21 protein-coding genes and 1 riboswitch are annotated in these 21,440 nt (G+C 60.5%); of the genes, 13 read left to right on the plus strand and 8 right to left on the minus strand.

Annotated elements, in window-relative coordinates; translation table 11 throughout:
* Positions 1 to 8 precede the first annotated feature (8 nt).
* Positions 9 to 108: riboswitch (S-adenosyl-L-homocysteine riboswitch) on the minus strand.
* Positions 109 to 306: 198 nt separating this feature from the next.
* Positions 307 to 711, plus strand: a complete 405-nt coding sequence (locus tag KGA81_RS14775) for an acyl-CoA thioesterase (RefSeq protein WP_007994339.1) — start codon at positions 307 to 309, stop codon at positions 709 to 711.
* A gap of 43 nt (positions 712 to 754) precedes the next feature.
* Here the strand turns inward: KGA81_RS14775 and KGA81_RS14780 are convergent, their stop codons facing one another.
* Positions 755 to 1,924 carry an MFS transporter gene (locus KGA81_RS14780; protein ID WP_223546940.1) on the minus strand — a complete coding sequence of 390 codons (1,170 nt, stop codon included), beginning with the start codon at positions 1,922 to 1,924 and terminating at the stop codon, positions 755 to 757.
* 312 nt (positions 1,925 to 2,236) lie between these two features.
* On the opposite strand from KGA81_RS14780, the gene KGA81_RS14785 reads away from it, so the two are divergent.
* Positions 2,237 to 3,070, plus strand: a complete 834-nt coding sequence (locus KGA81_RS14785) for an EamA family transporter (RefSeq protein ID WP_223546941.1) — start codon at positions 2,237 to 2,239, stop codon at positions 3,068 to 3,070.
* A 49-nt stretch (positions 3,071 to 3,119) separates the two neighbouring features.
* The gene (locus tag KGA81_RS14790; RefSeq protein WP_223546942.1) at positions 3,120 to 3,503 is read left to right on the plus strand and encodes an MAPEG family protein; all 384 of its coding nucleotides are present in this window, start codon (positions 3,120 to 3,122) and stop codon (positions 3,501 to 3,503) included.
* Between the two features lie 127 nt (positions 3,504 to 3,630).
* On the opposite strand, the gene KGA81_RS14795 is transcribed toward KGA81_RS14790, so the two are convergent.
* Positions 3,631 to 4,815, minus strand: a complete 1,185-nt coding sequence (locus KGA81_RS14795; protein ID WP_223546943.1) for a murein transglycosylase A — start codon at positions 4,813 to 4,815, stop codon at positions 3,631 to 3,633.
* Between the two features lie 128 nt (positions 4,816 to 4,943).
* Here KGA81_RS14795 and KGA81_RS14800 point away from each other — a divergent pair, with 128 nt between their 5' ends.
* Positions 4,944 to 5,393, plus strand: a complete 450-nt coding sequence (locus KGA81_RS14800; RefSeq protein WP_150672059.1) for a c-type cytochrome — start codon at positions 4,944 to 4,946, stop codon at positions 5,391 to 5,393.
* A 63-nt stretch (positions 5,394 to 5,456) separates the two neighbouring features.
* Here KGA81_RS14800 and KGA81_RS14805 read toward each other — a convergent pair whose 3' ends face one another.
* The 4 genes from KGA81_RS14805 to KGA81_RS14820 form a co-directional block, all read right to left on the minus strand.
* Positions 5,457 to 5,852: a DUF1090 domain-containing protein gene (locus tag KGA81_RS14805; protein WP_223546944.1), complete on the minus strand. Its 396-nt coding sequence runs from the start codon at positions 5,850 to 5,852 to the stop codon at positions 5,457 to 5,459.
* 96 nt (positions 5,853 to 5,948) lie between these two features.
* On the minus strand, positions 5,949 to 7,628 hold the full coding sequence (gene ligB, locus KGA81_RS14810) for an NAD-dependent DNA ligase LigB (protein ID WP_223546945.1): 1,680 nt from the start codon (positions 7,626 to 7,628) through the stop codon (positions 5,949 to 5,951).
* Positions 7,629 to 7,897: 269 nt separating this feature from the next.
* Positions 7,898 to 9,088, minus strand: coding sequence for a methionine adenosyltransferase (gene metK / locus KGA81_RS14815; protein ID WP_223546947.1), 1,191 nt, complete (start codon positions 9,086 to 9,088; stop codon positions 7,898 to 7,900).
* A gap of 18 nt (positions 9,089 to 9,106) precedes the next feature.
* Entirely contained in the window at positions 9,107 to 10,102 is a 996-nt protein-coding gene (locus KGA81_RS14820; RefSeq protein ID WP_223546948.1) for an ArsR/SmtB family transcription factor, read from the minus strand.
* Positions 10,103 to 10,374: 272 nt separating this feature from the next.
* Here KGA81_RS14820 and tkt point away from each other — a divergent pair, with 272 nt between their 5' ends.
* From tkt to fba, 6 genes are all read left to right on the plus strand, one after another.
* Positions 10,375 to 12,372 carry a transketolase gene (tkt, locus tag KGA81_RS14825; protein ID WP_223546949.1) on the plus strand — a complete coding sequence of 666 codons (1,998 nt, stop codon included), beginning with the start codon at positions 10,375 to 10,377 and terminating at the stop codon, positions 12,370 to 12,372.
* Between the two features lie 173 nt (positions 12,373 to 12,545).
* A complete protein-coding gene (gene epd / locus KGA81_RS14830) occupies positions 12,546 to 13,604 on the plus strand; it encodes an erythrose-4-phosphate dehydrogenase (protein ID WP_223546950.1) in 1,059 nt (352 codons plus the stop codon).
* Between the two features lie 24 nt (positions 13,605 to 13,628).
* Positions 13,629 to 14,792 (plus strand): phosphoglycerate kinase, encoded by a 1,164-nt coding sequence (locus KGA81_RS14835; RefSeq protein WP_223546951.1) that lies wholly within the window; start codon positions 13,629 to 13,631, stop codon positions 14,790 to 14,792.
* 35 nt (positions 14,793 to 14,827) lie between these two features.
* The gene (locus tag KGA81_RS14840) at positions 14,828 to 15,049 is read left to right on the plus strand and encodes a hypothetical protein (protein ID WP_223546952.1); all 222 of its coding nucleotides are present in this window, start codon (positions 14,828 to 14,830) and stop codon (positions 15,047 to 15,049) included.
* Between the two features lie 56 nt (positions 15,050 to 15,105).
* Positions 15,106 to 15,438, plus strand: coding sequence for an MliC family protein (locus KGA81_RS14845; protein ID WP_223546953.1), 333 nt, complete (start codon positions 15,106 to 15,108; stop codon positions 15,436 to 15,438).
* A 225-nt stretch (positions 15,439 to 15,663) separates the two neighbouring features.
* Complete coding sequence (fba, locus tag KGA81_RS14850) at positions 15,664 to 16,728, plus strand: class II fructose-bisphosphate aldolase (protein WP_008081027.1); 1,065 nt, start codon at positions 15,664 to 15,666, stop codon at positions 16,726 to 16,728.
* A 103-nt stretch (positions 16,729 to 16,831) separates the two neighbouring features.
* Here the strand turns inward: fba and KGA81_RS14855 are convergent, their stop codons facing one another.
* Positions 16,832 to 17,497 carry a polysaccharide lyase family 7 protein gene (locus KGA81_RS14855; protein WP_223546954.1) on the minus strand — a complete coding sequence of 222 codons (666 nt, stop codon included), beginning with the start codon at positions 17,495 to 17,497 and terminating at the stop codon, positions 16,832 to 16,834.
* 323 nt (positions 17,498 to 17,820) lie between these two features.
* On the opposite strand from KGA81_RS14855, the gene KGA81_RS14860 reads away from it, so the two are divergent.
* From KGA81_RS14860 to KGA81_RS14870, 3 genes are read left to right on the plus strand one after another with little or no spacing between them, the layout of a single operon-like run.
* Positions 17,821 to 19,944, plus strand: a complete 2,124-nt coding sequence (locus KGA81_RS14860) for a putative bifunctional diguanylate cyclase/phosphodiesterase (protein ID WP_223546955.1) — start codon at positions 17,821 to 17,823, stop codon at positions 19,942 to 19,944.
* Positions 19,945 to 19,989: 45 nt separating this feature from the next.
* The gene (locus KGA81_RS14865) at positions 19,990 to 20,478 is read left to right on the plus strand and encodes a M48 family metallopeptidase (RefSeq protein ID WP_223546956.1); all 489 of its coding nucleotides are present in this window, start codon (positions 19,990 to 19,992) and stop codon (positions 20,476 to 20,478) included.
* 37 nt (positions 20,479 to 20,515) lie between these two features.
* On the plus strand, positions 20,516 to 20,812 hold the full coding sequence (locus KGA81_RS14870; protein ID WP_007894945.1) for a helix-turn-helix domain-containing protein: 297 nt from the start codon (positions 20,516 to 20,518) through the stop codon (positions 20,810 to 20,812).
* A 96-nt stretch (positions 20,813 to 20,908) separates the two neighbouring features.
* Here KGA81_RS14870 and KGA81_RS14875 read toward each other — a convergent pair whose 3' ends face one another.
* A complete protein-coding gene (locus KGA81_RS14875) occupies positions 20,909 to 21,361 on the minus strand; it encodes a GNAT family N-acetyltransferase (protein ID WP_223546994.1) in 453 nt (150 codons plus the stop codon).
* Positions 21,362 to 21,440: the final 79 nt, after the last annotated feature.

A 21,440-nucleotide genomic window follows, 5' to 3' on the forward strand; every position in this document is an offset into this window, starting at 1 on the left:
GTAATGTATGCGAATGGGCGCCGTTGTGCGTTTAGTGTCTGGCTTAAGGCCAGGCAACGCCCCATCCGAGCCTGACAGGACGAACCTGCTGCAGCGCCCCTCGGACAGGTGGCGGGAAAACGGTATCAAGCGATGATGACCGTTTTGAAACGGTGGCGATTATAGCGGGCTATGCTGATCTTCCAAAGCGTTTCTGTCGGTCAATGTCCGAACGGTAATCGAGACCATAGTCAAAGCTTGATAGAGCTCTAGCCCGGGCTCTGCCATGATGCCAGGCATCAATCGGCAAGATGGTCAGGAGTGAGCATGAATTTCCACACCCGCAAATGGGTAAAACCCGAAGACCTCAACCCTAACGGCACTTTGTTCGGCGGCAGCCTGCTGCGCTGGATCGACGAAGAGGCGGCGATCTACGCCATCGTCCAGTTGGGGAACCAGCGTGTAGTGACCAAGTACATTTCCGAAATCAACTTCGTCAGCGCCTCGCGCCAGGGCGACATCATCGAACTGGGCATCACGGCAACCGAATTCGGCCGCACCTCGATCACCCTGACATGCGAAGTGCGCAACAAGATCACCCGCAAAAGCATCCTCACGGTGGAGAAGATGGTCTTCGTCAACCTGGGTGAAGACGGTTTGCCCGCGCCCCATGGCCGAACCGAGATCAAGTACGTCAAAGACCAGTTCAAGGATGATGATGCTGCTCAGTGAGATCAGTGGCGCGCCCTTCGCAAGCATACGATCGAGTTGATGCTCAACCCGCCAGATCAAGCGCAGCCGCAACGCGACGCTGGCGATAGATGAAGAACAATGCAGTCAACACGGTCAGCCCGCTGACCAGCGCACCGGTCCATGGCAAGTCCGCCAGATCCGCGCCGCTGGCCACCACCAGGCCGCCGATCCAGGCTCCGGCGGCGTTGCCGAGGTTGAAGGCGCTCTGGTTCAAGGTCGAACCCAGGTTCGGCGCCTCAATGGCCTGATCGATGATCAGCAGTTGCAGGATCGGGCAGAGCGCAAAGGCGAACGTCCCCCACAGCACCAGCGTGATCGCTGCCGGAATGGCCGAATGGCTGGTTTGCGTGAACGCCGCCAGCACCACCAGTACCGCCAGCGCCATGCCCACCAGTGAAGGCAGCAAACGGCTGTCCGCCAGACGACCACCGAGCATGCTGCCGGCGGTCAAGCCAACGCCGAACAACAGCAGCATGAGGGTGACGCCGTGCGGGCTGACGCCAGTGATGTCCTGCAGGATCGGCGCGATGTAGGTAAACACACTGAACAGGCTGGTCGAGGCCAGCACACTCATACCCAGCGCCAGCAGTACGTTGGCCTTGCCCAGCACCTTGAACTCGCTGGCCAGGTTGGCTTTATCCATCGCGATGTTCTTCGGCAACCAGACCCATTGCGCAATCGCCGCCAGCACACCGATCACCGACACTGCCCAGAAGGTCGAGCGCCAGCCTGCGTATTGCCCGAGTGCGGTGCCCAGCGGCACGCCGAGCACGTTGGCCAGGGTCAGGCCAGTGAACATCATGGCAATCGCCTGGGCCCGTTTGTTGGGTGCCACCAGTCCGGCGGCGACCACCGAACCGATGCCGAAAAATGCGCCATGGCACAGTGCGGTGATCACTCGCGCGGCCATCAGCGTGGCGTAATTCGGCGCCAGCGCGCAGAGCATGTTGCCCAGGATGAACATCAGTGTCATGCCCAGCAGGGTAGCTTTGCGCGGCATGTTGGCGGTGCCGACGGCGAGGATCGGTGCGCCGAACACCACGCCCAGGGCATAGCCGGTGATCAGCAGTCCGGCATCGGGAATGCTCACGCCGAGATCGCGTGCGACGTCGGGCAACAGGCCCATGATGACGAATTCGGTGGTGCCGATGCCGAAGGCGGCAACAGCGAGGGCAAGCAAGGCGAGTGGCATGCGCAAGGTCTCTGTCGGTAGTCTTGACGCTGTGATCAGGCATACGCAGGCCGGTGTCCGTTCTCGACGAGAGCGGGCCGGGCAGAATTTTTATTGGAATTAGTCGTGCGCAACTGAATGCGGCGTGGTCGCTTGCAGTATAAACAGCCACTGATATATCGCGAATCAATTCTCCGCCGAACACTGTAGGAGCGAGCTTGCTCGCGAAAAACGTCAGGGCAACGCGTTCAGGCAGCTAGTACGCGTTATCGTTGACGTCCATCGCGAGCAAGCTCGCTCCTGCAAGGGGCTGGGTCAAAAAAGGAGTAGGCCGTGCTGGCAACGGCGTTGGTGTTGATGGCGGCGCTGTTGCATGCGGCGTGGAATACCCTGATCAAATTCAGTGCGGAGCGGCTGCTGGTGGTGGCCTGCATGGACAGCGTGGGGCTGCTCTTTGTCGCGCTGATGTTGCCATTGCTGAGCGTGCCGCCGCTGGAGATCTGGCCGTGGATCCTGGCATCGGCGGCGTTCGAGTTGCTCTATCGCTATTTGTTGATCCAGGCCTATCGGGTCGGCGACCTTGGGCTGGTCTATCCATTGATGCGCGGCCTGTCGCCGTTGGTGGTGCTGGCGTTGACGCTGATCTTTGCCGGGGAAGAGCTGACCCGCCAACAGATTTTCGGAATCCTGCTGATCCCGTTCGGCATGCTGTGCCTGCTCTGGCAGGGCGGCGGCGGTGCGCGTTTGCCGTGGTCGATGCTGCCGGTGGTGGCGCTGATCGGCCTGTGCATCGGCTGCTACACCTACATCGACGGGCAGGCATTGCGGCGCTGGTCCCATCCACTGGATTACCTGGTCTGGGTCACTCTGCTCAGCGCCTGGCCGTTTCCTCTATTGGCGTGGGTGCGCAAACGACCGGCGTTCTTGCTGTTCTGGCGCGAGCAGTGGCGGCTGGGCCTGGCGGTCGGGTTCTGCGTGTTGTTCAGCTACGCTTTGGTGCTGTGGGCGATGCAGCTGGGTTCGATTGCCGAGGCCGCAGCATTGCGCGAGATCAGCGTGATTCTGGTGGTGCTGTTTGGCATGCGCTACCTGAAAGAACCGTTTGGCGGGCCACGGTTGCTCGCCTGTAGCCTTGTGATGATAGGCATGCTTGTGATGAAGTTTTGATCGCCCGGATGGAATTCAACTTTCCACAACCAGAAGAAAGGACGACGTTATGACGGTGGCTCTATGGTGCATTTTGATTGCGATACTCCTGCCGTATATGTGTACGTGGATCGCCAAGATCAGTGGCGGATTCCGGCTGAAAGACAATCATGATCCTCGGGATTTTCTCGATTCTCTGGAAGGCTTGGGCAGGCGGGCACACTCGGCGCAGTTGAACAGTTACGAAGTGACCCCGGCGTTCGCGGCGGCGGTGATTGTGGCGCACCTGGTCGGCAATGCCGAACTGGTGACGATCAATGTGCTGTCGGTGTTGTTCATTACCAGCCGCCTGCTTTACATCATCTGCTACCTGGCGGACTGGGCGACGCTGCGGTCGCTGGTGTGGTTCGTGGGGATGGCGTTGATCGTGAGTTTCTTTGTGGTGTCGGTCTGACAGATCTTCGCCGACACCATTGACCTGTAGGAGCCGGCTTGCCGGCGAAAGCGGAGTGTCAGGCGACATCATTGTTGATCAACCCGCCGCCTTCGCCGGCAAGCCGGCTCCTACAGTAATTTGTTGCTCACGGATTGGCTTTAACCGCATCCGCCACCTGCGGCACTTGCGGTAGCGCCGCACCTTTGGGCCAGAGCATCCAGATTTGCCCCTGTTGCTTCATGTCTCCGGCCAATTGCCCGGCCGCATCGCCGGTGCCCCAGAACAGATCCGCCCGGACCTCGCCGGCAATGGCGCCGCCGGTGTCCTGTGCGGCCACCGGGCGAACCAGCGCAGTGCCGTCCGGTTTGGTGGTGGACAGCCACAACAGGCTGCCCAGCGGAATGACCTTGCGATCCACTGCTGCGCTGTAACCGGCGGTCAGCGGTACGTTCAGCGAGCCGCGCGGGCCTTCGTTGCTGTCCGGGTTGCGGGTGAAGAACACGTAGCTGGGGTTGCTGCCGAGCAGTTCGGGAATCCGCGACGGATTGGCCTTGGCCCAGGTGCTGATGGCGCCCATGGTCACGTCTTCTTTTTTCAACTCGCCCTGTTCCACCAGCCAGCGGCCGATCGGTCGATACGGATGGCCGTTTTGATCGGCGTAAGCAATGCGCAACTGGCGGCCGTTGTCGAGCTGGATACGACCCGACCCCTGGATTTGCAGGAACTGCAGGTTCATCGGATCGGTCAGCCAGGCCACGACAGGCGCCTTGACTCCTTTGTTTTCGATGGTTGCCGCATCGTCGTACGGCTTGAGCACGCGACCTTCGAGCCGACCACGCAGGCGTTTGCCCTTGAGTTCCGGGTAAATGCTGTCGAGGGCGACGACGATCATGTCTTCGGGGACGCCATAGACCGGGACATTGGCAGCGCCGGTCTGGGTCAGGCTCCCGGGATAGACCGGTTCGTAGTAGCCGGTGATCAGGCCGCTGGGGTTGTCGTTGGCGGCACGCAGGCCATAGACATCGAGGTTCTGTTTGAGAAAACCGCGAATGTCGTTGGCGGTTTGCGGTACGTTGGCAGCCGCTGCGCAGGTGCCACCCCAGACCGGGTCGGCCTTGAGTCGGGTGCAGGCGCTGCGCCACGAGCCGAAGCCGGCGACCAGGTCGTTGTCGGACACCGCCGGCAGCGCCTCCCATGTGGCGCTGGAATAGGTCGCCAGAGCGTGGGTCTTCGGTTGTTGGTTGTCGCCACCGGTGCAACCTGCGAGCAGGGCCACCATCGGCAGGGTCCAGGCCAGGCTGCAACGCCATGCCTTGAAACGGCTGTTCATGGAGCGATTCCTTTGCCGGTTGCCCGAGCGCATGGAGCGCTCAGGCAACCCTTGTTGATAATAGGGCTATTGGTCTTTGCCGATGACGCGAGGATACTGGCCGCCGTTTCCCGTGACCTGAAGCCACCATGACTCTTAAAAGACTTTCTGTTGTATTGCTGGCCTGCCTGACGTTGTCCGCTTGTGGCGGAGTCGACCCCAACTCGCCGCTCGGCCAGCGCAAGGCCATTTTCAAGCAGATGCTCAAGACTGGCGAAGACCTGGGCGGCATGCTGCGCGGGCGCATTGCCTTCGATGGCCCGAAGTTCGCCGAGGGCGCGGTGAAACTCGATGCGCTGTCCCGTGAGCCGTGGCAACACTTTCCGCAGGTCCGCGAAGAAGATCACACCAGCGCCAAGAGCGATGTCTGGGAGCAGCAGGCGCGTTTCCAGGCCATGGCCCGTGACCTTGAGTCCGCCACTGGCGAATTGGTGATCGCCAGCCAGGTTCAACCCTACAAGGCCAGCAACCTGGGGCCGTCGGTGCAGAAAGTCGAAGATGCTTGCAGTGCGTGTCATAAGGCGTTTCGGGATCATTGATTGGGTGCTACGCATGACCTGTGGCGAGGGGGCTTGCCCCCTCGCCACAAAAGAACTGTTGCGTTACTTATCCAGCTCATCGAGTGCTTCCTGCAATTCCTTGCGGGCATCGGCGAGTTTGTCTTTGCGCTTGTTGATCTTGTCAGAGTCGCCTTTGCTCATGGCCTTGTCGAGGTCCGCCTGACGCTTGCTGACCTCGTGCCTGGCGTCAAGCACCTTGTTTTCCCGTTCCTTCTTCAGCGAGGCGTCGGTGCAGTTCGCCTCGACTTCGCTCAGGGCTTTTTCCAGGCCTGCCTGCTGGTCGGCGTTGCCGTGGACCTTGGCCAATTCGATCTGGTTGACGATACCTTGCTTCCTGGCCGCGCAACCGGTCAGCCCTGGCGCTTCCTCGTCTGCCATCAACGGGGTGGTCAGCACGCTGCAAAGGGCCAACAGGACGAGCGGCGAAAGAAATTTCATAAAAGCTCCATACAAGAAGACAAGCGGGCCGGTGTGGCAACGGCTTGTTGGAGCCCGGCGGTCCCCTGGGGTTCCCGCTGGGCGCAAGGCTGACCGCTAAAAGCCGTCAATCCCCGCATCACGTAATGTTTCACTCAAGGCCAGGACCTGCGGATCGCGGAAAAAGGCGTTCAGTTGTGCCGCGCGTCCCGGGCCGATATCGGTCTCGGCCCGCCATTGTTCGATGTCTCGCTGCGCCAGTGCCTGCCACGAGTTGCCGAGGTGCACCTGACCTGTCGGAGGTAATCCCAGGGCTTTGAGCCAGTGCGCGAACGGGCGTTGCCGGGCTCGGTTGAAGCTGTCTGCAAGGCGAACCGCGCTACGCTCGCCGAAACCGTCAATAGTAGCAAGCTCTTGAGCATCGAGGGTCAACCAATCCAGCAGTCCGTTCAAGCGACCTGTTGCAAGAAGTTTTTCCCAAGTGCCCGGACCCACATTGGGCAGCGCCAGGCCCTGTTTGCTGCTGAGCCAGGTCAGGCGTGCGAGAAACTGGCTCTCACAGCCCGGAGTCGGTTGCCAGCAACTCAACGAATGAAAGTCCGCTGCCAGTGGTGCGTTCAACTCGGCGCGTTCGCTGCTGCGCAATACAACGCTATCGAGCCTGGGAATGGTCAGCCCGGCCAGGCTGATGGCGACCTGGTCACCCGGACGTATGTCCAGCGCCTGCCAGCGTTGCAACGAACCGACACTGACGTGTTTGATCTGCCGGTCATCGAGCTGCACCGGGGTCAATTCAAGTACCGGAGTGATCCGCCCGGTCCGGCCGATTTTGAAGTGAACCTGGCGGACTTCGGCCAGTGCCTGGGCGAAGGGGTATTTCCAGGCGATGGCCCAGTAAGGTGATCTGGCCTGCCAGCGTTCGGCGGCCGGGCGCTGGTTCTGGCGCAGGACAATGCCGTCGCTGGCAAAGGGCAGGGGGGAGCGATACCAGTGTTCGCGCCAGTGTTCGGCATCGGTGACGGAGGCGATTGGCTGGCTGTATGCCGTGGTACTCGGGAAGCCCAGCGCAGTCAGCGCCGCAGCACGCGCGGGTACGCTCGCCGGCCCTTGGGGCCAGTCCCAGACAAACAGGTCGATGTTGGCGGCCTGCTCGGTGCTCAAGACCTTGCGCGCCATCAGGCCGGCCACCGAGGCACGAGCATTGAGGCTGCCGGCCCGGGCTTGCACGTGATCGGTCAGGCGCCAATACAGTTCGCCTTGCACGATCACGTCCCGGGCTTGCGATAGCCGTTGCGGGATGGCCGGAATCTGCCGTGCAGGAGCGGTCCAGTCCTGACCGCTTTCGCCGTCACCACGGCTGATGGCCTGGGTCAACAGGCCGTTACGGTAAACCAGGGTCACCGCCACACCATCGATTTTAGGCTGGACCCAGACGTCCACCCGGTCACGCAGCCATTTTTCCACGGCGGGACGGTCATGCAGTTTGTCCAGGCCAGTGTGGGCGATGGGGTGGGGCAGCGTGCCGCGCGCAGTGCGCAAGGGGTCTGCGGACGGGCTCAGGTTGAAGCAGTGGCGCCATTGGGTGAGTTGCGAGCGGGACTGGTCGTAGAGTTCATCGGCGACCAGTGAGCGTCCCTGGCGGTGATAGCTGTCGTCCCAGAAGTCGATTTGCTGTTGCAGTTGGTTGACTTCGTTCTGGGCGCGTTCCGGTGGCCAGTCCGGGCATTCGGCGGCATTGGCGGTCAGGTGGGCAAAGGTCAGTAGAAAGACGAAAAACAGGCGCAGGTCGGAAAGCATCTTGAGCGTCCTTGCTCGGTGAGGTGCGTGAAGGCTAGGTCAGTATGGGGTGGCGCGGAGAGGGGGTATTTTGCCGGGTATTTCCGGTGGCAGGACTGGCCTCTTCGCGGGCAAGCCCGCTCCTACAGTAGACGGTGGTGTTTTGACCAACTCATTACCCTGTGGGAGCGGGCTTGCCCGCGAAGGATGCGACGCGGTGTAAAGCGAATCCCAATAAAAAGCCCCGCAAGGCGCGAACCGTGCGGGGCTTCGGGTGTTGCGGGGAAATCTTACAGGCCGGCAGCAGAACGCAGAGCGTCGGCGCGGTCGGTTTTTTCCCAGGTGAACGTGGTGAAGGTGTCGTCACCAACGGTCTTGGTTGCCGGGGTGCGACCGAAGTGGCCGTACGCAGCGGTTTCCTGGTACATCGGGTGCAGCAGGTCGAGCATGGTGGTGATCGCGTATGGACGCAGGTCGAACACTTCGCGGACCAGTTTGACGATCTTGTCATCGCTGATCTTGCCGGTGCCGAAGGTGTTCAGCGAGATCGAAGTCGGCTGGGCAACGCCGATGGCGTAGGACACCTGAATTTCGCAGCGCTCGGCCAGGCCGGCGGCAACGATGTTCTTGGCTACGTAACGCCCGGCGTAGGCTGCCGAACGGTCAACCTTCGATGGATCTTTACCGGAGAACGCGCCGCCACCGTGACGGGCCATGCCGCCGTAGCTGTCGACGATGATCTTGCGGCCGGTCAGGCCGCAGTCGCCCACCGGGCCGCCGATGATGAACTGGCCGGTCGGGTTGATATGGAACTGGGTGTCCTTGCTCAGCAGTTCGGCAGGCAGCACGTGCTTGACGATCAGCTCCATCACGCCTTCGCGCAGGTCTTTGTAGGACACGTCCGGGTTGTGCTGGGTCGACAGGACAACGGCGTCGATGCCGACGACCTTGCCGCCTTCATAACGGCAAGTCACTTGCGACTTGGCGTCCGGGCGCAGCCAAGGCAGCAGGCCGGACTTGCGGGCTTCGGCCTGACGCTGGACCAACTGGTGAGAGAAGGTGATTGGTGCCGGCATCAATACGTCGGTTTCGTTGCTGGCGTAGCCGAACATCAGGCCCTGGTCACCGGCGCCCTGGTCTTCCGGCCTGGCGCGATCGACGCCCTGGTTGATGTCGGGGGACTGCTTGCCGATGATGTTCATCACGCCGCAGGTCGCGCCGTCGAAGCCGACGTCGGAGCTGTTGTACCCAATGCCCAGGATCACGTCACGAACGATCTGTTCCAGGTCGACCCAGGCTGAGGTGGTGACTTCGCCGGCGATGATCGCCACGCCCGTTTTCACCAGAGTCTCGCACGCCACACGGGCGAACTTGTCTTCAGCAATGATGGCGTCCAGCACCGCATCAGAAATCTGGTCGGCGATTTTGTCCGGATGCCCTTCAGACACGGACTCGGAGGTGAAAAGGGAGTATTCGCTCATCTCGATGTTTTCCTGAAATTACCGATGGTGAGTGTCGCCAGCCGGTCGCTGAAAATGGCGGACCTGGATCTGGAAACCATTACGTAAGCCTACATAGAGGCTTTCCCCGGGAACGAGTCCCGCAGCGGTGGCCCAACGGGCCAGATCGTCCTGTTCAAACCCCAACCAGAGATCACCGCAGGCCTCCCTGGCCCAACTCTGGTTGTGGCTACATAACTCTGTCACTAGCAGGCTACCGCCTGATTGCAGCAAATTGGCCATATGCTTGAGCGCATCGGCCGGCGCGGCAAAATGGTGCAGCACCATGTTCAGTACCACGCAATCGGCCTTGAGGCTGACGCCGTTCAATGCATCGGCCAGTTGCAGGCTAACGTTAGTCAGCTTGTCGCGTTCGCAGACCTGGCGCGCCAGTTCGAGCATCGCACTGCTGTTATCCAGCGCCGTGACTTGCGAGAAGCGGCGCGCCAGTTCCGGCAGGAATGCGCCATCGCCGGGGCCGACTTCAATTGCCGTGGCGTCTTTGCCAAAGCTCAACTTGTCGAGCAGGGCCACCACGCTTTCGCGGTATTGCGGCAGGCCGGCGATCAAGTCTTGCTGGGCGCGAAACTTCTCCGCCACCCGTGAGAAAAAGTCCTGGCTGGCGGCCGCCCGTTGCCCATGGACCTGGGCGATGCGCGACTGTACGTCGGTCGGCAGCGTCAGGTTGTCCACTTCTTCGAGCAGGGCTGCGTGCAGCTTGCCGCCCAGCAGTTCGGTGTGGGGCAGGGCGCGACGGTAGAAAATCGCGTTGCCTTCGCGGCGCGTCGCCACCAGGCCGGCCTGGGCCAGTACCTTGAGGTGGTGGCTCATGCCTGACTGGCCGATGCCGAAGATCTGCGCCAGTTCCAGTACGCCAAACGAGTCGTTGGCCAGTGCGCGCAAGACATTCAACCGCAGGGGATCGCCGCCAGCCTTGCACAAGGCCGCCAGCTCATCGCAATCGTCATGCTGAATGGAGGGCACACGTAAATTCATAAGGCCGGCAGTCTAGTCATGGGTCGAAGGCATCGCAAGAGCAATATCAAAAAGTTTTGATATTGCTCGATAGATGGCACTTCTTGACGTTAGGTTCAGTCAACAAAGCCAGAGCAGAAAGGTTTCATCACGTTAATACGTCGTTATCCATTGGAAAAACGCCTCCAGATGACTATCTGTCATTGCCCCGAGGCGGCCCGGTGAGGGAAAATGCTCGCCTTTTTTCCGTTTCGATTTACTCACTCTTGTTTCAGAATCCCAGGAGAACAGCGATGCCTAGCCGTCGTGAGCGTGCCAACGCCATTCGTGCCCTCAGCATGGATGCCGTGCAAAAAGCCAACAGCGGCCATCCCGGTGCCCCTATGGGTATGGCAGATATCGCCGAGGTACTCTGGCGCGACTACCTCAAGCACAACCCGAGCAATCCATCGTTCGCCGACCGTGACCGCTTCGTGCTGTCCAACGGCCATGGCTCGATGCTGATCTACTCGCTGCTGCACCTGACCGGCTATGACCTGTCGATCGATGACCTGAAGCAGTTCCGCCAACTGCACAGCCGCACCCCGGGCCACCCGGAACTCGGCTACACCCCAGGCGTAGAAACCACCACCGGTCCACTGGGCCAGGGCCTGGCCAACGCCGTGGGTTTTGCCCTGGCTGAAAAAGTCATGGCAGCGCAGTTCAACCGTCCCGGCCACAACATTATCGACCACCACACCTACGTATTCCTGGGTGATGGCTGCATGATGGAAGGCATTTCCCACGAAGTCGCTTCCCTGGCCGGTACCCTGGGCCTGGGCAAACTGATCGCCTTCTACGATGACAACGGCATCTCCATCGATGGCGAAGTCGAAGGCTGGTTCACCGACGACACGCCGAAGCGCTTTGAGTCCTACAACTGGCAAGTGATCCGTAATGTCGACGGTCACGACCCGGAAGAGATCAAGACGGCGATCGACACCGCACGCAAAAGCGAGCAGCCAACCCTGATCTGCTGCAAGACCACCATCGGTTTCGGTTCGCCGAACAAGCAAGGCAAGGAAGATTGCCACGGCGCCCCGCTGGGTGACGCGGAAATCGCCCTGACCCGTGCGGCGCTGAAATGGAATCACGGCCCGTTCGAAATCCCGGCCGACATCTACGCCGAGTGGGACGCCAAGGAAACCGGTCGCGCCGTGGAAGCCGAGTGGGATCAGCGTTTTGCTGCCTACTCTGCCGCTTTCCCGACTGAAGCCAACGAATTGGTGCGTCGTCTGAGCGGTGACCTGCCAGCCGACTTCGCCGAGAAGGCCGATGCCTACATCGCCGAAGTGGCGGCCAAGGGCGAAACCATCGCCAGCCGTAAAGCCAGCCAGAACGCCCTGAACGCGTTCGGCCCGCTGCTGCCTGAGTTCCTTGGCGGCTCGGCTGACCTGGCCGGCTCCAACCTGACCCTGTGGAAAGGTTGTAAAGGCGTCACCGCCGAAGACGCCAGCGGCAACTACATGTACTACGGCGTGCGCGAATTCGGCATGACCGCGATCATGAACGGCGTAGCCCTGCACGGCGGCCTGGTGCCTTACGGCGCGACCTTCCTGATGTTCATGGAATACGCACGCAACGCGGTACGCATGTCGGCCCTGATGAAGCAGCGCGTGATCCACGTCTACACCCACGACTCCATCGGTCTGGGCGAAGACGGCCCGACTCACCAGCCAATCGAGCAACTGGCCAGCCTGCGCTGCACGCCGAACCTCGATACCTGGCGTCCAGCCGACGCCGTTGAATCGGCGGTGAGCTGGAAGTACGCACTGGAGCGCAAGGACGGTCCTTCGGCTCTGATCTTCTCCCGTCAGAACCTGCAGCACCAGACCCGCAGCGCCCTGCAGATCGCCGACATCAGCCGTGGCGGCTACGTGTTGAAGGACTGCTCAGGCGAGCCTGAACTGATCCTGATCGCCACTGGTTCGGAAATCGGTCTGGCCGTTCAGGCCTTCGACAAACTGACCGAACAGGGCCGCAAGGTGCGCGTGGTTTCCATGCCGTGCACCAGCGTGTTCGATGCCCAGGATGCCGGCTACAAGCAAGCGGTCCTGCCTTTGCAGGTCAGCGCACGTATCGCCATCGAGGCTTCCCATGCCGACTACTGGTACAAGTACGTGGGCCTGGAAGGCCGCGTGATCGGCATGACCACCTACGGCGAGTCGGCGCCTGCGCCAGCCTTGTTCGAAGAGTTCGGCTTCACCCTGGAAAACATCCTGGGCCAGGCTGAAGAGCTGCTGGAAGACTAAAACGCGACGCGGTGGTTTCACGACCACCGCAGTCCCCTGTAGGAGCGAGCTTGCTCGCGAAAAGCGTAAGGACAACGCGTTTATCCAGAAAGCGCGCGTTATCGTTCACGTCCATCGCGAGCAAGCTTGCTCCTACAAGGGGTGTGTCGTACTTGCGCCTAATCGAGAACCCCATGCCTCAACCGCGTCCCTACAAAGTTGCACTCAACGGCTACGGCCGGATTGGTCGTTGCGTCTTGCGTGCGTTGTTCGAGCGAGGCTCGACGGCTGGGTTCGAGATTGTCGCGATCAACGATCTGGCCGACATGGCCAGCATCGAATACCTGACACGCTTCGACTCCACCCACGGGCGTTTTCCCGGGGAAGTGAAGGTCGATGGCGATTGTCTGCATATCAATGGCGACTGCGTGAAGGTCCTGCGCAGTGCCACCCCCGAAGGCATCGATTGGGCGTCCCTGGGCGTCGATCTGGTGCTGGAGTGCTCCGGCGCTTATCACACTCGTGAAGACGGCCAGCGTTTCCTCGACGCCGGCGCACCGCGCGTGCTGTTTTCCCAGCCGATGGCCAGCGAGACCGATGTCGACGCCACCATCGTCTACGGCGTGAACCAGGATTGCCTGACCGGCGACGAACTGCTGGTGTCCAACGCGTCCTGCACCACCAACTGCGGCGTGCCGCTGTTGCGCCTGCTGAATCAGGCCATTGGTCTGGATTACGTGTCGATCACCACCATTCACTCGGCGATGAACGATCAGCCGGTCATCGATGCCTACCACCACGAAGACTTGCGCCGCACCCGTTCGGCATTTCAGTCGGTGATCCCGGTGTCCACCGGTCTGGCGCGTGGCATTGAACGTCTGTTGCCGGAACTTGCCGGCCGAATTCAGGCCAAAGCCGTGCGGGTGCCGACGGTCAACGTGTCCTGCCTCGATATCACGATGCAGACCGCCACCGCGACCGACGCCACCGAGGTCAACCGAATCCTGCGCGAAGCCGCCACCAGCGGCCCGCTAAAAGGCCTGCTGGCCTACACCGAGTTGCCTCACGCCAGTTGTGATTTCAATCATGACCCACATTCGGCGATCGTCGATGCCAGTCAGACCCGCGTTTCCGGCCCACGGCTGGTGAACATCCTGGCCTGGTTCGACAACGAATGGGGTTTTGCCAATCGAATGCTGGACGTTGCAGAACACTACCTGCAAATAGCTTCATCAAAAAAAACTGCTCTCTAAACAGCTACCCAGGAAATGCGACCCATGACCGTGTTGAAGATGTCCGACCTCGATCTGCAAGGTAAGCGCGTATTGATCCGCGAAGACCTCAACGTCCCAGTCAAGGACGGTGTTGTCACCAGCGATGCGCGTATCCTGGCCTCGCTGCCGACCATCAAGCTGGCCCTGGAAAAAGGCGCGGCCGTGATGGTCTGCTCGCACCTTGGCCGTCCGACCGAAGGCGAGTTCTCGGCCGAGAACAGCCTCAAGCCAGTCGCCGACTACCTGAGCCGCGCCCTGGGCCGTGAAGTGCCGCTGGTGACCGATTACCTGGGCGGCGTCGACGTCAAGGCCGGCGACATCGTGCTGTTCGAAAACGTGCGTTTCAACAAAGGCGAGAAAAAGAACGCCGACGAACTGGCCAAGCAATACGCGGCCCTGTGCGACGTATTCGTGATGGACGCCTTCGGCACCGCTCACCGCGCCGAGGGTTCGACCCATGGCGTGGCCAAGTTCGCCAAAGTCGCTGCTGCCGGCCCGCTGCTGGCTGCTGAACTGGACGCACTGGGCAAGGCCCTGGGCGCTCCGGCCCAGCCGATGGCCGCCATCGTTGCCGGTTCCAAAGTGTCGACCAAACTCGACGTGCTCAACAGCCTGAGCCAGATCTGCAACCAGTTGATCGTCGGTGGCGGCATCGCCAACACCTTCCTGGCCGCTGCCGGTCATCCAGTCGGCAAGTCGCTGTACGAGCCGGATCTACTGGATACCGCTCGCGCCATTGCCGCCAAGGTCAGCGTGCCGCTGCCAGTGGACGTGGTGGTTGCCAAGGAATTCGCTGAAAGCGCCGCTGCGACCGTCAAGCTGATCGCTGACGTCGCTGCCGACGACATGATCCTGGACATCGGCCCGCAGACCGCGGCGAATTTCGCCGAGCTGCTGAAGTCGTCCAGGACTATCCTGTGGAACGGTCCGGTCGGCGTGTTCGAGTTCGATCAGTTCGGTAATGGCACCAAAGTGCTGGCCCAGGCCATCGCAGACAGCGCGGCGTTCTCCATTGCCGGCGGTGGCGACACCCTGGCTGCCATCGACAAGTATGGCGTGGCCGAGCAGATCTCCTACATTTCTACCGGTGGTGGCGCGTTCCTCGAGTTCGTCGAAGGCAAGGTTCTGCCAGCCGTTGAAGTCCTGGAAAGCCGGGCCAAGGCCTGAGGGTCGCCCGTTTGACCAGGCAAGGGAGTGTTTACATGGTCAAGACGTTAACGCTGTTGATCGTCGCGGGTTCACTGGTGGCGTGCGGGAGTAACCCGAAGGCCACATCGGAACCTGCGCCGTCCGAGTCGGAAAAAGGCTGCTACCAGGCTGACTGGCAGGCCGAAACCAACCCGGTGCTCAACAAGCGCGCAGGCCCCGATGGGCTGGACAAATACGAGACCCAGGCACCCGCCAAGGAACATGGCTGCCCTTGACGGGTCTGATTCTTTACTCAGGGCTGGCAGCGTGCGCGGTCAGCCGAGGGGCACGGATGAAAGGATTTATCGCAGTTGCGGCATTGGCGTTGTTGGCCGGTTGTGCTCAGTTGAACCTGTTCCATTCGTCCGCGCCTGTGGATAACTGGACCACCTGGACCTGCGACAGCCAGGCCAAAGTGCTGTGGCGCTACACCGACGACAGCCTTAGGGAAGTCGACGTGCGCCTGGGCGGTGCCGATCAGGTCTACCGCTTGAAGCAGGAGCCGGGTGCATCGGGTTCGCTGTACAGCAATGACATGCTGGCGTTTCACATAAAAGGTGAGGAAGGCCTGGTTTACTGGGTCGCCACCAATGATTTGATCGGCCGTGGCTGCAAGGCCGAATAACAGGTGTACCCCCTGTAGGAGCTGGCTTGCCAGCGAAGAGGCCCTTGAGGCATGTGGTGCCTTGGAAGACGCCTTCGCCGGCAAGCCGGCTCCTACAGGGGATGGATGAGCTTTGACTGAATCCGCAGCCCGGGCTCAACCCCCGATCTGCAATAACTTGAATAGCCGCCGCCGCTACGGCAGGCTGGCACGATTAACGACCCTCAACCGGGAGAGATATACACAATGGCACTTATCAGCATGCGCCAGATGCTGGACCACGCAGCCGAGTTCGGCTACGGCGTTCCAGCCTTCAACGTCAACAACCTTGAGCAGATGCGCGCCATCATGGAAGCCGCTGACAAGACTGACTCCCCGGTGATCGTCCAGGCTTCGGCCGGTGCTCGCAAATATGCCGGTGCACCGTTCCTGCGTCACCTGATCCTGGCAGCCATCGAAGAGTTCCCGCACATCCCTGTGTGCATGCACCAGGACCACGGCACCAGCCCTGACGTCTGCCAGCGCTCCATTCAACTGGGCTTCAGCTCGGTGATGATGGACGGTTCCCTGGGCGAAGACGGCAAGACCCCGACCGACTACGACTACAACGTGCGTGTGACCCAACAAACCGTGGCCATGGCTCACGCCTGCGGCGTTTCGGTAGAAGGCGAGCTGGGCTGCCTGGGTTCGCTGGAAACCGGCATGGCCGGTGAAGAAGACGGTATCGGCGCCGAAGGCGTTCTGGATCACAGCCAGATGCTGACCGACCCGGAAGAAGCCGCTGACTTCGTAAAACGCACTCAGGTCGATGCCCTGGCCATCGCCATCGGCACCAGCCACGGCGCCTACAAGTTCACCAAGCCGCCTACCGGCGACGTGCTGGCCATCGACCGCATCAAGGAAATCCACAAGCGCATTCCGAACACTCACCTGGTGATGCACGGTTCGTCTTCGGTTCCGCAAGAGTGGCTGGCGATCATCAACCAGTACGGCGGCGACATCAAGGAAACCTACGGCGTACCGGTTGAAGAGATCGTCGAAGGCATCAAGCACGGCGTGCGCAAGGTCAACATCGACACCGACCTGCGCCTGGCATCCACTGGCGCCATGCGTCGCCTGATGGCCACCAACCCGAGCGAGTTCGACCCGCGTAAATTCTTCGGCGCCACCGTGACCGCCATGCGTGATGTGTGTATTGCTCGCTACGAAGCCTTCGGTACTGCCGGCAACGCTTCGAAGATCAAGCCGATCTCCCTGGAAGCGATGTACCAGCGCTATCTGAAGGGTGAGTTGAACGCCAAGGTCAACTAAACCTGAGCGTTAAACTGCCGTGATGAAAAACCCGCCGAGAGGCGGGTTTTTTGTGGGCGACACGATCATTGTAGGAGCGAGCTCGCTCCTACAGTTTGTGTGTTTATTGATTGTGATCGATATCCAGTCTGCTGAACGTCACTTCCCCGCCTTCGCTTGTGTATCCCGTGTTGTCCTGCACATAGACGCCGGCCTTGAAGTACAGCGGTTTGTCACGCCACATCGCGCTGATATCGGTATTCCACTGATAGCCCGCCGCACTGATGCCCAATGCACCGCCAGGGCTTAAGTGGATGAGGTAGGAGAATTCCTGATTGAGTTTCACGCCGGTGGCGATGGTGATGACTCGGGGGGTGTCGTCGGGGTGCATGCGGACTTTGGCGACGATGTTGCCGGTCGAGCTGGAGGTTTTGTATTGATACTCGACCTTCACCATGGGCTTTTGGCTGTTATAGGCGTGGATCTGGCCAATGACGATCTTGCCCGAGCTGGGTACCTGGCTGACCGAAAGGGTCGCATGCAGGGAGTTGTCAGCGTCGGGGTAATACCAGTTGTGCAACGTGCCATTGCTGTAGGTTTCACGCAATTCGGTGCGTGGATAAATCGCGTTTTCGGTACGGGAACCGGTCACGGGCGTCCAGAAAAACAATGTGCCGGTGTCGGAATGGAAGTATTGATCCTTGAAACCATCCACCAGCTTGGCGGTTTCGACGGTGTACGGCGGGCTGCCGACGGGGACGCTGAGGTTCCAGGTTGCGAGATCGATCATGTCGGTTCTTCCGCTCGATTCATGCTGCACAGGTGTGCCAGAAGCTCTAGACCGCACCTTTAGGGGAGGCCTTTATAAGCGTAGCGGGATATTTTGTTAACGCTCGTCGGACGGGTGGTTGACGTCAACATCCTGTCGGAATCCCATCTGTCCCGGTTTCATGAGTCTGAACCATCGACCGTTAGTCGGTAAAAAGACACAATAATGAATGATGGCTCACTGACACCTTCTGCTTTTTCAGAACCGGGTCTAGAGTGATGGCACAGTATTTGTCCGGTTTTCACGAGAAGCCGGCCTGACACCCCCGCAATTAGAGAAGCAGCATGGAATGCGCGCAACCCACGCCAGTAGAAGGCGGCTCAACCCTTTTAGTCGTCGACGATTACCCTGAAAACCTGATCAGCATGCGTGCGTTGTTACAGCGCCAAGGCTGGCGGGTCATGACTGCCGCCTCGGGTCTCGAGGCCCTCGGCTTGTTGCTTGAACACGATATCGACCTGGTACTGCTGGACGTGCAGATGCCGGGCATGGACGGTTATGAAGTGGCGCGCCTGATGCGCGGTAGCCAGCGGACCCGTCTCACGCCGATCATTTTCCTGACCGCCAACGAACAGTCCCAGGACGCGGTGATCAAGGGCTATGCCAGTGGTGCGGTGGATTATCTGCTCAAGCCGTTCGACCCACAGATCTTCACGCCCAAGGTCCAGGCGTTGCTCGAACACCAGCGTAACCGCCGGGCTTTGCAGCGCCTGAGTCATGATCTGGAATCCGCTCGTGCCTTTAATGCGTCGGTGCTGGATAACGCTGCCGAAGGCATTCTGGTATTGAGTGAGGACGGTCTGATTCGTTTTGCCAACCCGGCGATGTCACGGCTGCTCAATGCCACGGTGCAGGAACTGCAAGGCAAGGAGTTTCTGGACTACCTGCAAAAACCGCATATCCCGATCTGGGCCGACTCCGAGTTGCTGGCCGGATATAAACGCGGCGAAACCCTGCGCCTGCACGATGCCCTGCTACGTACGGCGCCCGGCCAGCAAGTGCCGGTGGCCTTGTCCTGCGCGCCGTTGCCTGCCGAGCAACATGCGATGGTCGTGACCATGCTGGACATGTCGGTGGTGCGCCATCTGCATCAGCAACTGGAATTTCAGGCGGTCACCGATCCGCTGACCGGATTGCTCAACCGCCGGGGTTTTTACCAGACCGTAGAGAACCTGTTGTTGCGCGGCGAGCGTTCCGACAGTTCCTGGGTCTTGATGTACCTGGACCTCGACGGCTTCAAGCGCGTCAATGATTCGCTCGGGCACGATGCCGGCGATCGGGTGCTGCGTTGGGTCTGCGAGCAGTTGAAGGCTTGCCTGCGGCCCTTCGACATTCTGGCGCGGATGGGTGGCGACGAATTCACCGCGCTGCTGGATCTGGAGTTCCCCGAGCAAGCGGCGAAGATCGCCGAGAAGCTCATCGAGCGAGTCTCGATCTGTCAGCAGATCGACGGCCTTGATATTGCCCTGGGTGCCAGTATCGGCATCGCCACGTTCCCGGATTGTGGCGCCAATCTCGACGGGATGCTGCGGGCGGCCGACATTGCCATGTACGAAGCCAAACGTGCCGGTCGCCAGCAATATCGCTTCTACGATCACGAAATGAACGGCCGGGCGCGCTCGCGGCTGATGCTGGAAGAAAGTGTGCGAACCGCCATTGAGAATCGGGATTTCAATCTGGTGTATCAGCCTCAGGTGGCAATTGCCGACGGGCGGATTCGTGGCTTCGAGGCCTTGTTGCGCTGGCAGCATCCGAGCGTTGGCGATGTACCCCCGGGGCTGTTTTTGCCATTGCTGGAGGAGGCGCGGCTGATCAGTCGTCTGGGCAGCTGGATCTATCATCGCAGCGCCGGGCAACGCAAAGCCTGGGAGCCCCTGTTTACCGAGGACCTGGTACTCGGCGTCAGTTTGAGCAGTACGCAGTTCGGCATGCCCAACCTGGTCACTGAGTTGCGTCAGGTGCTTGAGCGCCATGGCTTGCAACCGCGTTATCTGGAAGTCGAGGTCACGGAAGAGGCCTTGATGCACAATCCTGAAGAAACCCGCAAGCAATTGCGTCTGCTGCACAACCTTGGTGTGCGAGTGGCACTGGATGACTTCGGGGCCGGACCGTGCTCCCTGTCGCACTTGCGCGACCTGGAGCTGGATACCCTCAAGCTCGACCGGCATTTGATCGCCCGGTTGCCGGAGTCGGTACGGGATGCGGCGTTGGTGCGCAGTGTGATCGAACTGTGCAAACAGTTCGGGATGCTGGTGATTGCCGAAGGGGTGGAAACCGTCGCGCAGTATGAATGGCTGCAGGCCAACGGCTGTGAATATGTGCAAGGCTTCCTGGTGGCCCGGCCGATGATGGCCGAAGACACCGGGGTCTTTGTCCAGCCGTTTGACTGGAGCGCGCTGCCCCGCTGAATTCGCTACACTGGCGACCTTTTAGTGACGTGTATTGCCGCCCCGATGACCGTGTTGAAATATCTCCAGGCTTATCCCGCTACCTTGCAGGATCAGGTGCGCCAGCTGATCGCCGACGGTCGGCTGGGCGATTACCTGAGCCAGCGTTACCCGGAAAAACACGGGGTGCAGAGCGATAAAGCGTTATACACCTTTGCCCTGGACCTCAAGCAGGAGTACCTGCGTAATGCGCCGGCCATCGACAAGGTGCTGTTCGACAACCGCCTGGACCTGACTCATCGCGCGCTCGGCCTGCATACCACGATCTCCAGGGTGCAAGGCGCAAAACTCAAGTCCAAAAAAGAAATCCGCATCGCTTCGCTGTTCAAGGAGGCGCCTTGCGAGTTCCTGAAAATGATCGTGGTGCATGAGCTGGCGCACTTCAAGGAGTCGGACCACAACAAGGCCTTCTACAAACTGTGCGAGCACATGCTGCCGGGTTATCACCAGGTGGAATTCGATGTGCGGGTTTACCTGACGTGGCGGGATCTGTAGGAGCTGCCGCAGGCTGAGATCTTTTAAGGAGCATTGGATGGACGTGAGCAAGACCAAGAGCAGCTTCTACCGCCGGTTGTACGTGGCGTACCTGATCGACAGCGGGCTGGCCAGCAGTGTCCCGGCGCTGACCGAGGTCACCGGCATGCCCCGGCGCACGGCACAGGACACCATTGCGGCGCTGGCGGATCTGGATATTGTCTGTGAATTCGAGCAGGAAGAGGGCGCGCGCAACCATGCGGGGCGCTATCGGATTCGCGAGTGGGGTGCAATCGATCGCGGGTGGATCGAGCGTAATCTGCGGCAGATCAAGGCAGTGCTGGAATATCCCTGAGTTTGGCGGCATCTGTGCTGACGCCTTCGCTGGCAAGCCAGCTCCTACAGGACTCACACAAGCCCTGTAGGAGCTGGCTTGCCAGCGAAGGGGCCTTCAGGGACGACGCATCCCGATATGCGGAATGCCGTCCTCGACAAACTCCTCGCCCGTCACCACAAACCCGTACCGCCCGTAATACCCCTGCAAATGCGTCTGGGCCGAGAGGTAGACCGGCAGGCCGGGCCAGTATTTCTCGATCTGTTTCAATGCCTGATCCATCAGCTCATGCCCCAGGCCTGCACCGCGTGCCTGCGGGGCAATGATCACCCGCCCGATCACTACGTCGCCGCCCTGTGATTGCGGGTCGAGCAGCCGCAGGTAGGCCACCAGCCGGTTACCGTCCCAGGCCATCACGTGGCAGGTGTCGCCTTCCAGATCCTGGCCATCAATGTCCTGGTAAGCGCATTTTTGCTCGACGACGAACACCTCGGCCCGCAACTGCAAAATGGCGTACAGCTGCTCCTTGCCCAGGTCGCTGTGGTGTTTGCAGATCCAATCGACTGTCATGTTTTGATTCCCTGAAAACGTCGTTCCGATACTAAGCGCAGTCACGCCAGAAGTCTTTATGGCGGAAGAATCTGTGACA

The sequence above is a fragment of the Pseudomonas sp. A-B-19 genome (assembly GCF_019947515.1).
GTDB lineage: Bacteria > Pseudomonadota > Gammaproteobacteria > Pseudomonadales > Pseudomonadaceae > Aquipseudomonas.

Excerpts from the sequence above, each read along its gene's own strand:
- KGA81_RS14875 (WP_223546994.1), bottom strand. The coding sequence starts at position 21,361 with ATGACAGTCGATTGGATCTGCAAACACCACAGCGACCTGGGCAAGGAG.
- KGA81_RS14835 (WP_223546951.1), top strand. The coding sequence starts at position 13,629 with ATGACCGTGTTGAAGATGTCCGACCTCGATCTGCAAGGTAAGCGCGTA.
- epd (WP_223546950.1), top strand. The coding sequence starts at position 12,546 with ATGCCTCAACCGCGTCCCTACAAAGTTGCACTCAACGGCTACGGCCGG.
- KGA81_RS14795 (WP_223546943.1), bottom strand. The coding sequence starts at position 4,815 with ATGAACAGCCGTTTCAAGGCATGGCGTTGCAGCCTGGCCTGGACCCTG.
- KGA81_RS14800 (WP_150672059.1), top strand. The coding sequence starts at position 4,944 with ATGACTCTTAAAAGACTTTCTGTTGTATTGCTGGCCTGCCTGACGTTG.
- metK (WP_223546947.1), bottom strand. The coding sequence starts at position 9,088 with ATGAGCGAATACTCCCTTTTCACCTCCGAGTCCGTGTCTGAAGGGCAT.
- ligB (WP_223546945.1), bottom strand. The coding sequence starts at position 7,628 with ATGCTTTCCGACCTGCGCCTGTTTTTCGTCTTTCTACTGACCTTTGCC.
- fba (WP_008081027.1), top strand. The coding sequence starts at position 15,664 with ATGGCACTTATCAGCATGCGCCAGATGCTGGACCACGCAGCCGAGTTC.
- KGA81_RS14820 (WP_223546948.1), bottom strand. The coding sequence starts at position 10,102 with ATGAATTTACGTGTGCCCTCCATTCAGCATGACGATTGCGATGAGCTG.
- KGA81_RS14845 (WP_223546953.1), top strand. The coding sequence starts at position 15,106 with ATGAAAGGATTTATCGCAGTTGCGGCATTGGCGTTGTTGGCCGGTTGT.
- tkt (WP_223546949.1), top strand. The coding sequence starts at position 10,375 with ATGCCTAGCCGTCGTGAGCGTGCCAACGCCATTCGTGCCCTCAGCATG.
- KGA81_RS14775 (WP_007994339.1), top strand. The coding sequence starts at position 307 with ATGAATTTCCACACCCGCAAATGGGTAAAACCCGAAGACCTCAACCCT.
- KGA81_RS14780 (WP_223546940.1), bottom strand. The coding sequence starts at position 1,924 with ATGCCACTCGCCTTGCTTGCCCTCGCTGTTGCCGCCTTCGGCATCGGC.
- KGA81_RS14870 (WP_007894945.1), top strand. The coding sequence starts at position 20,516 with ATGGACGTGAGCAAGACCAAGAGCAGCTTCTACCGCCGGTTGTACGTG.
- KGA81_RS14790 (WP_223546942.1), top strand. The coding sequence starts at position 3,120 with ATGACGGTGGCTCTATGGTGCATTTTGATTGCGATACTCCTGCCGTAT.
- KGA81_RS14805 (WP_223546944.1), bottom strand. The coding sequence starts at position 5,852 with ATGAAATTTCTTTCGCCGCTCGTCCTGTTGGCCCTTTGCAGCGTGCTG.
- KGA81_RS14865 (WP_223546956.1), top strand. The coding sequence starts at position 19,990 with ATGACCGTGTTGAAATATCTCCAGGCTTATCCCGCTACCTTGCAGGAT.
- KGA81_RS14855 (WP_223546954.1), bottom strand. The coding sequence starts at position 17,497 with ATGATCGATCTCGCAACCTGGAACCTCAGCGTCCCCGTCGGCAGCCCG.
- KGA81_RS14860 (WP_223546955.1), top strand. The coding sequence starts at position 17,821 with ATGGAATGCGCGCAACCCACGCCAGTAGAAGGCGGCTCAACCCTTTTA.
- KGA81_RS14840 (WP_223546952.1), top strand. The coding sequence starts at position 14,828 with ATGGTCAAGACGTTAACGCTGTTGATCGTCGCGGGTTCACTGGTGGCG.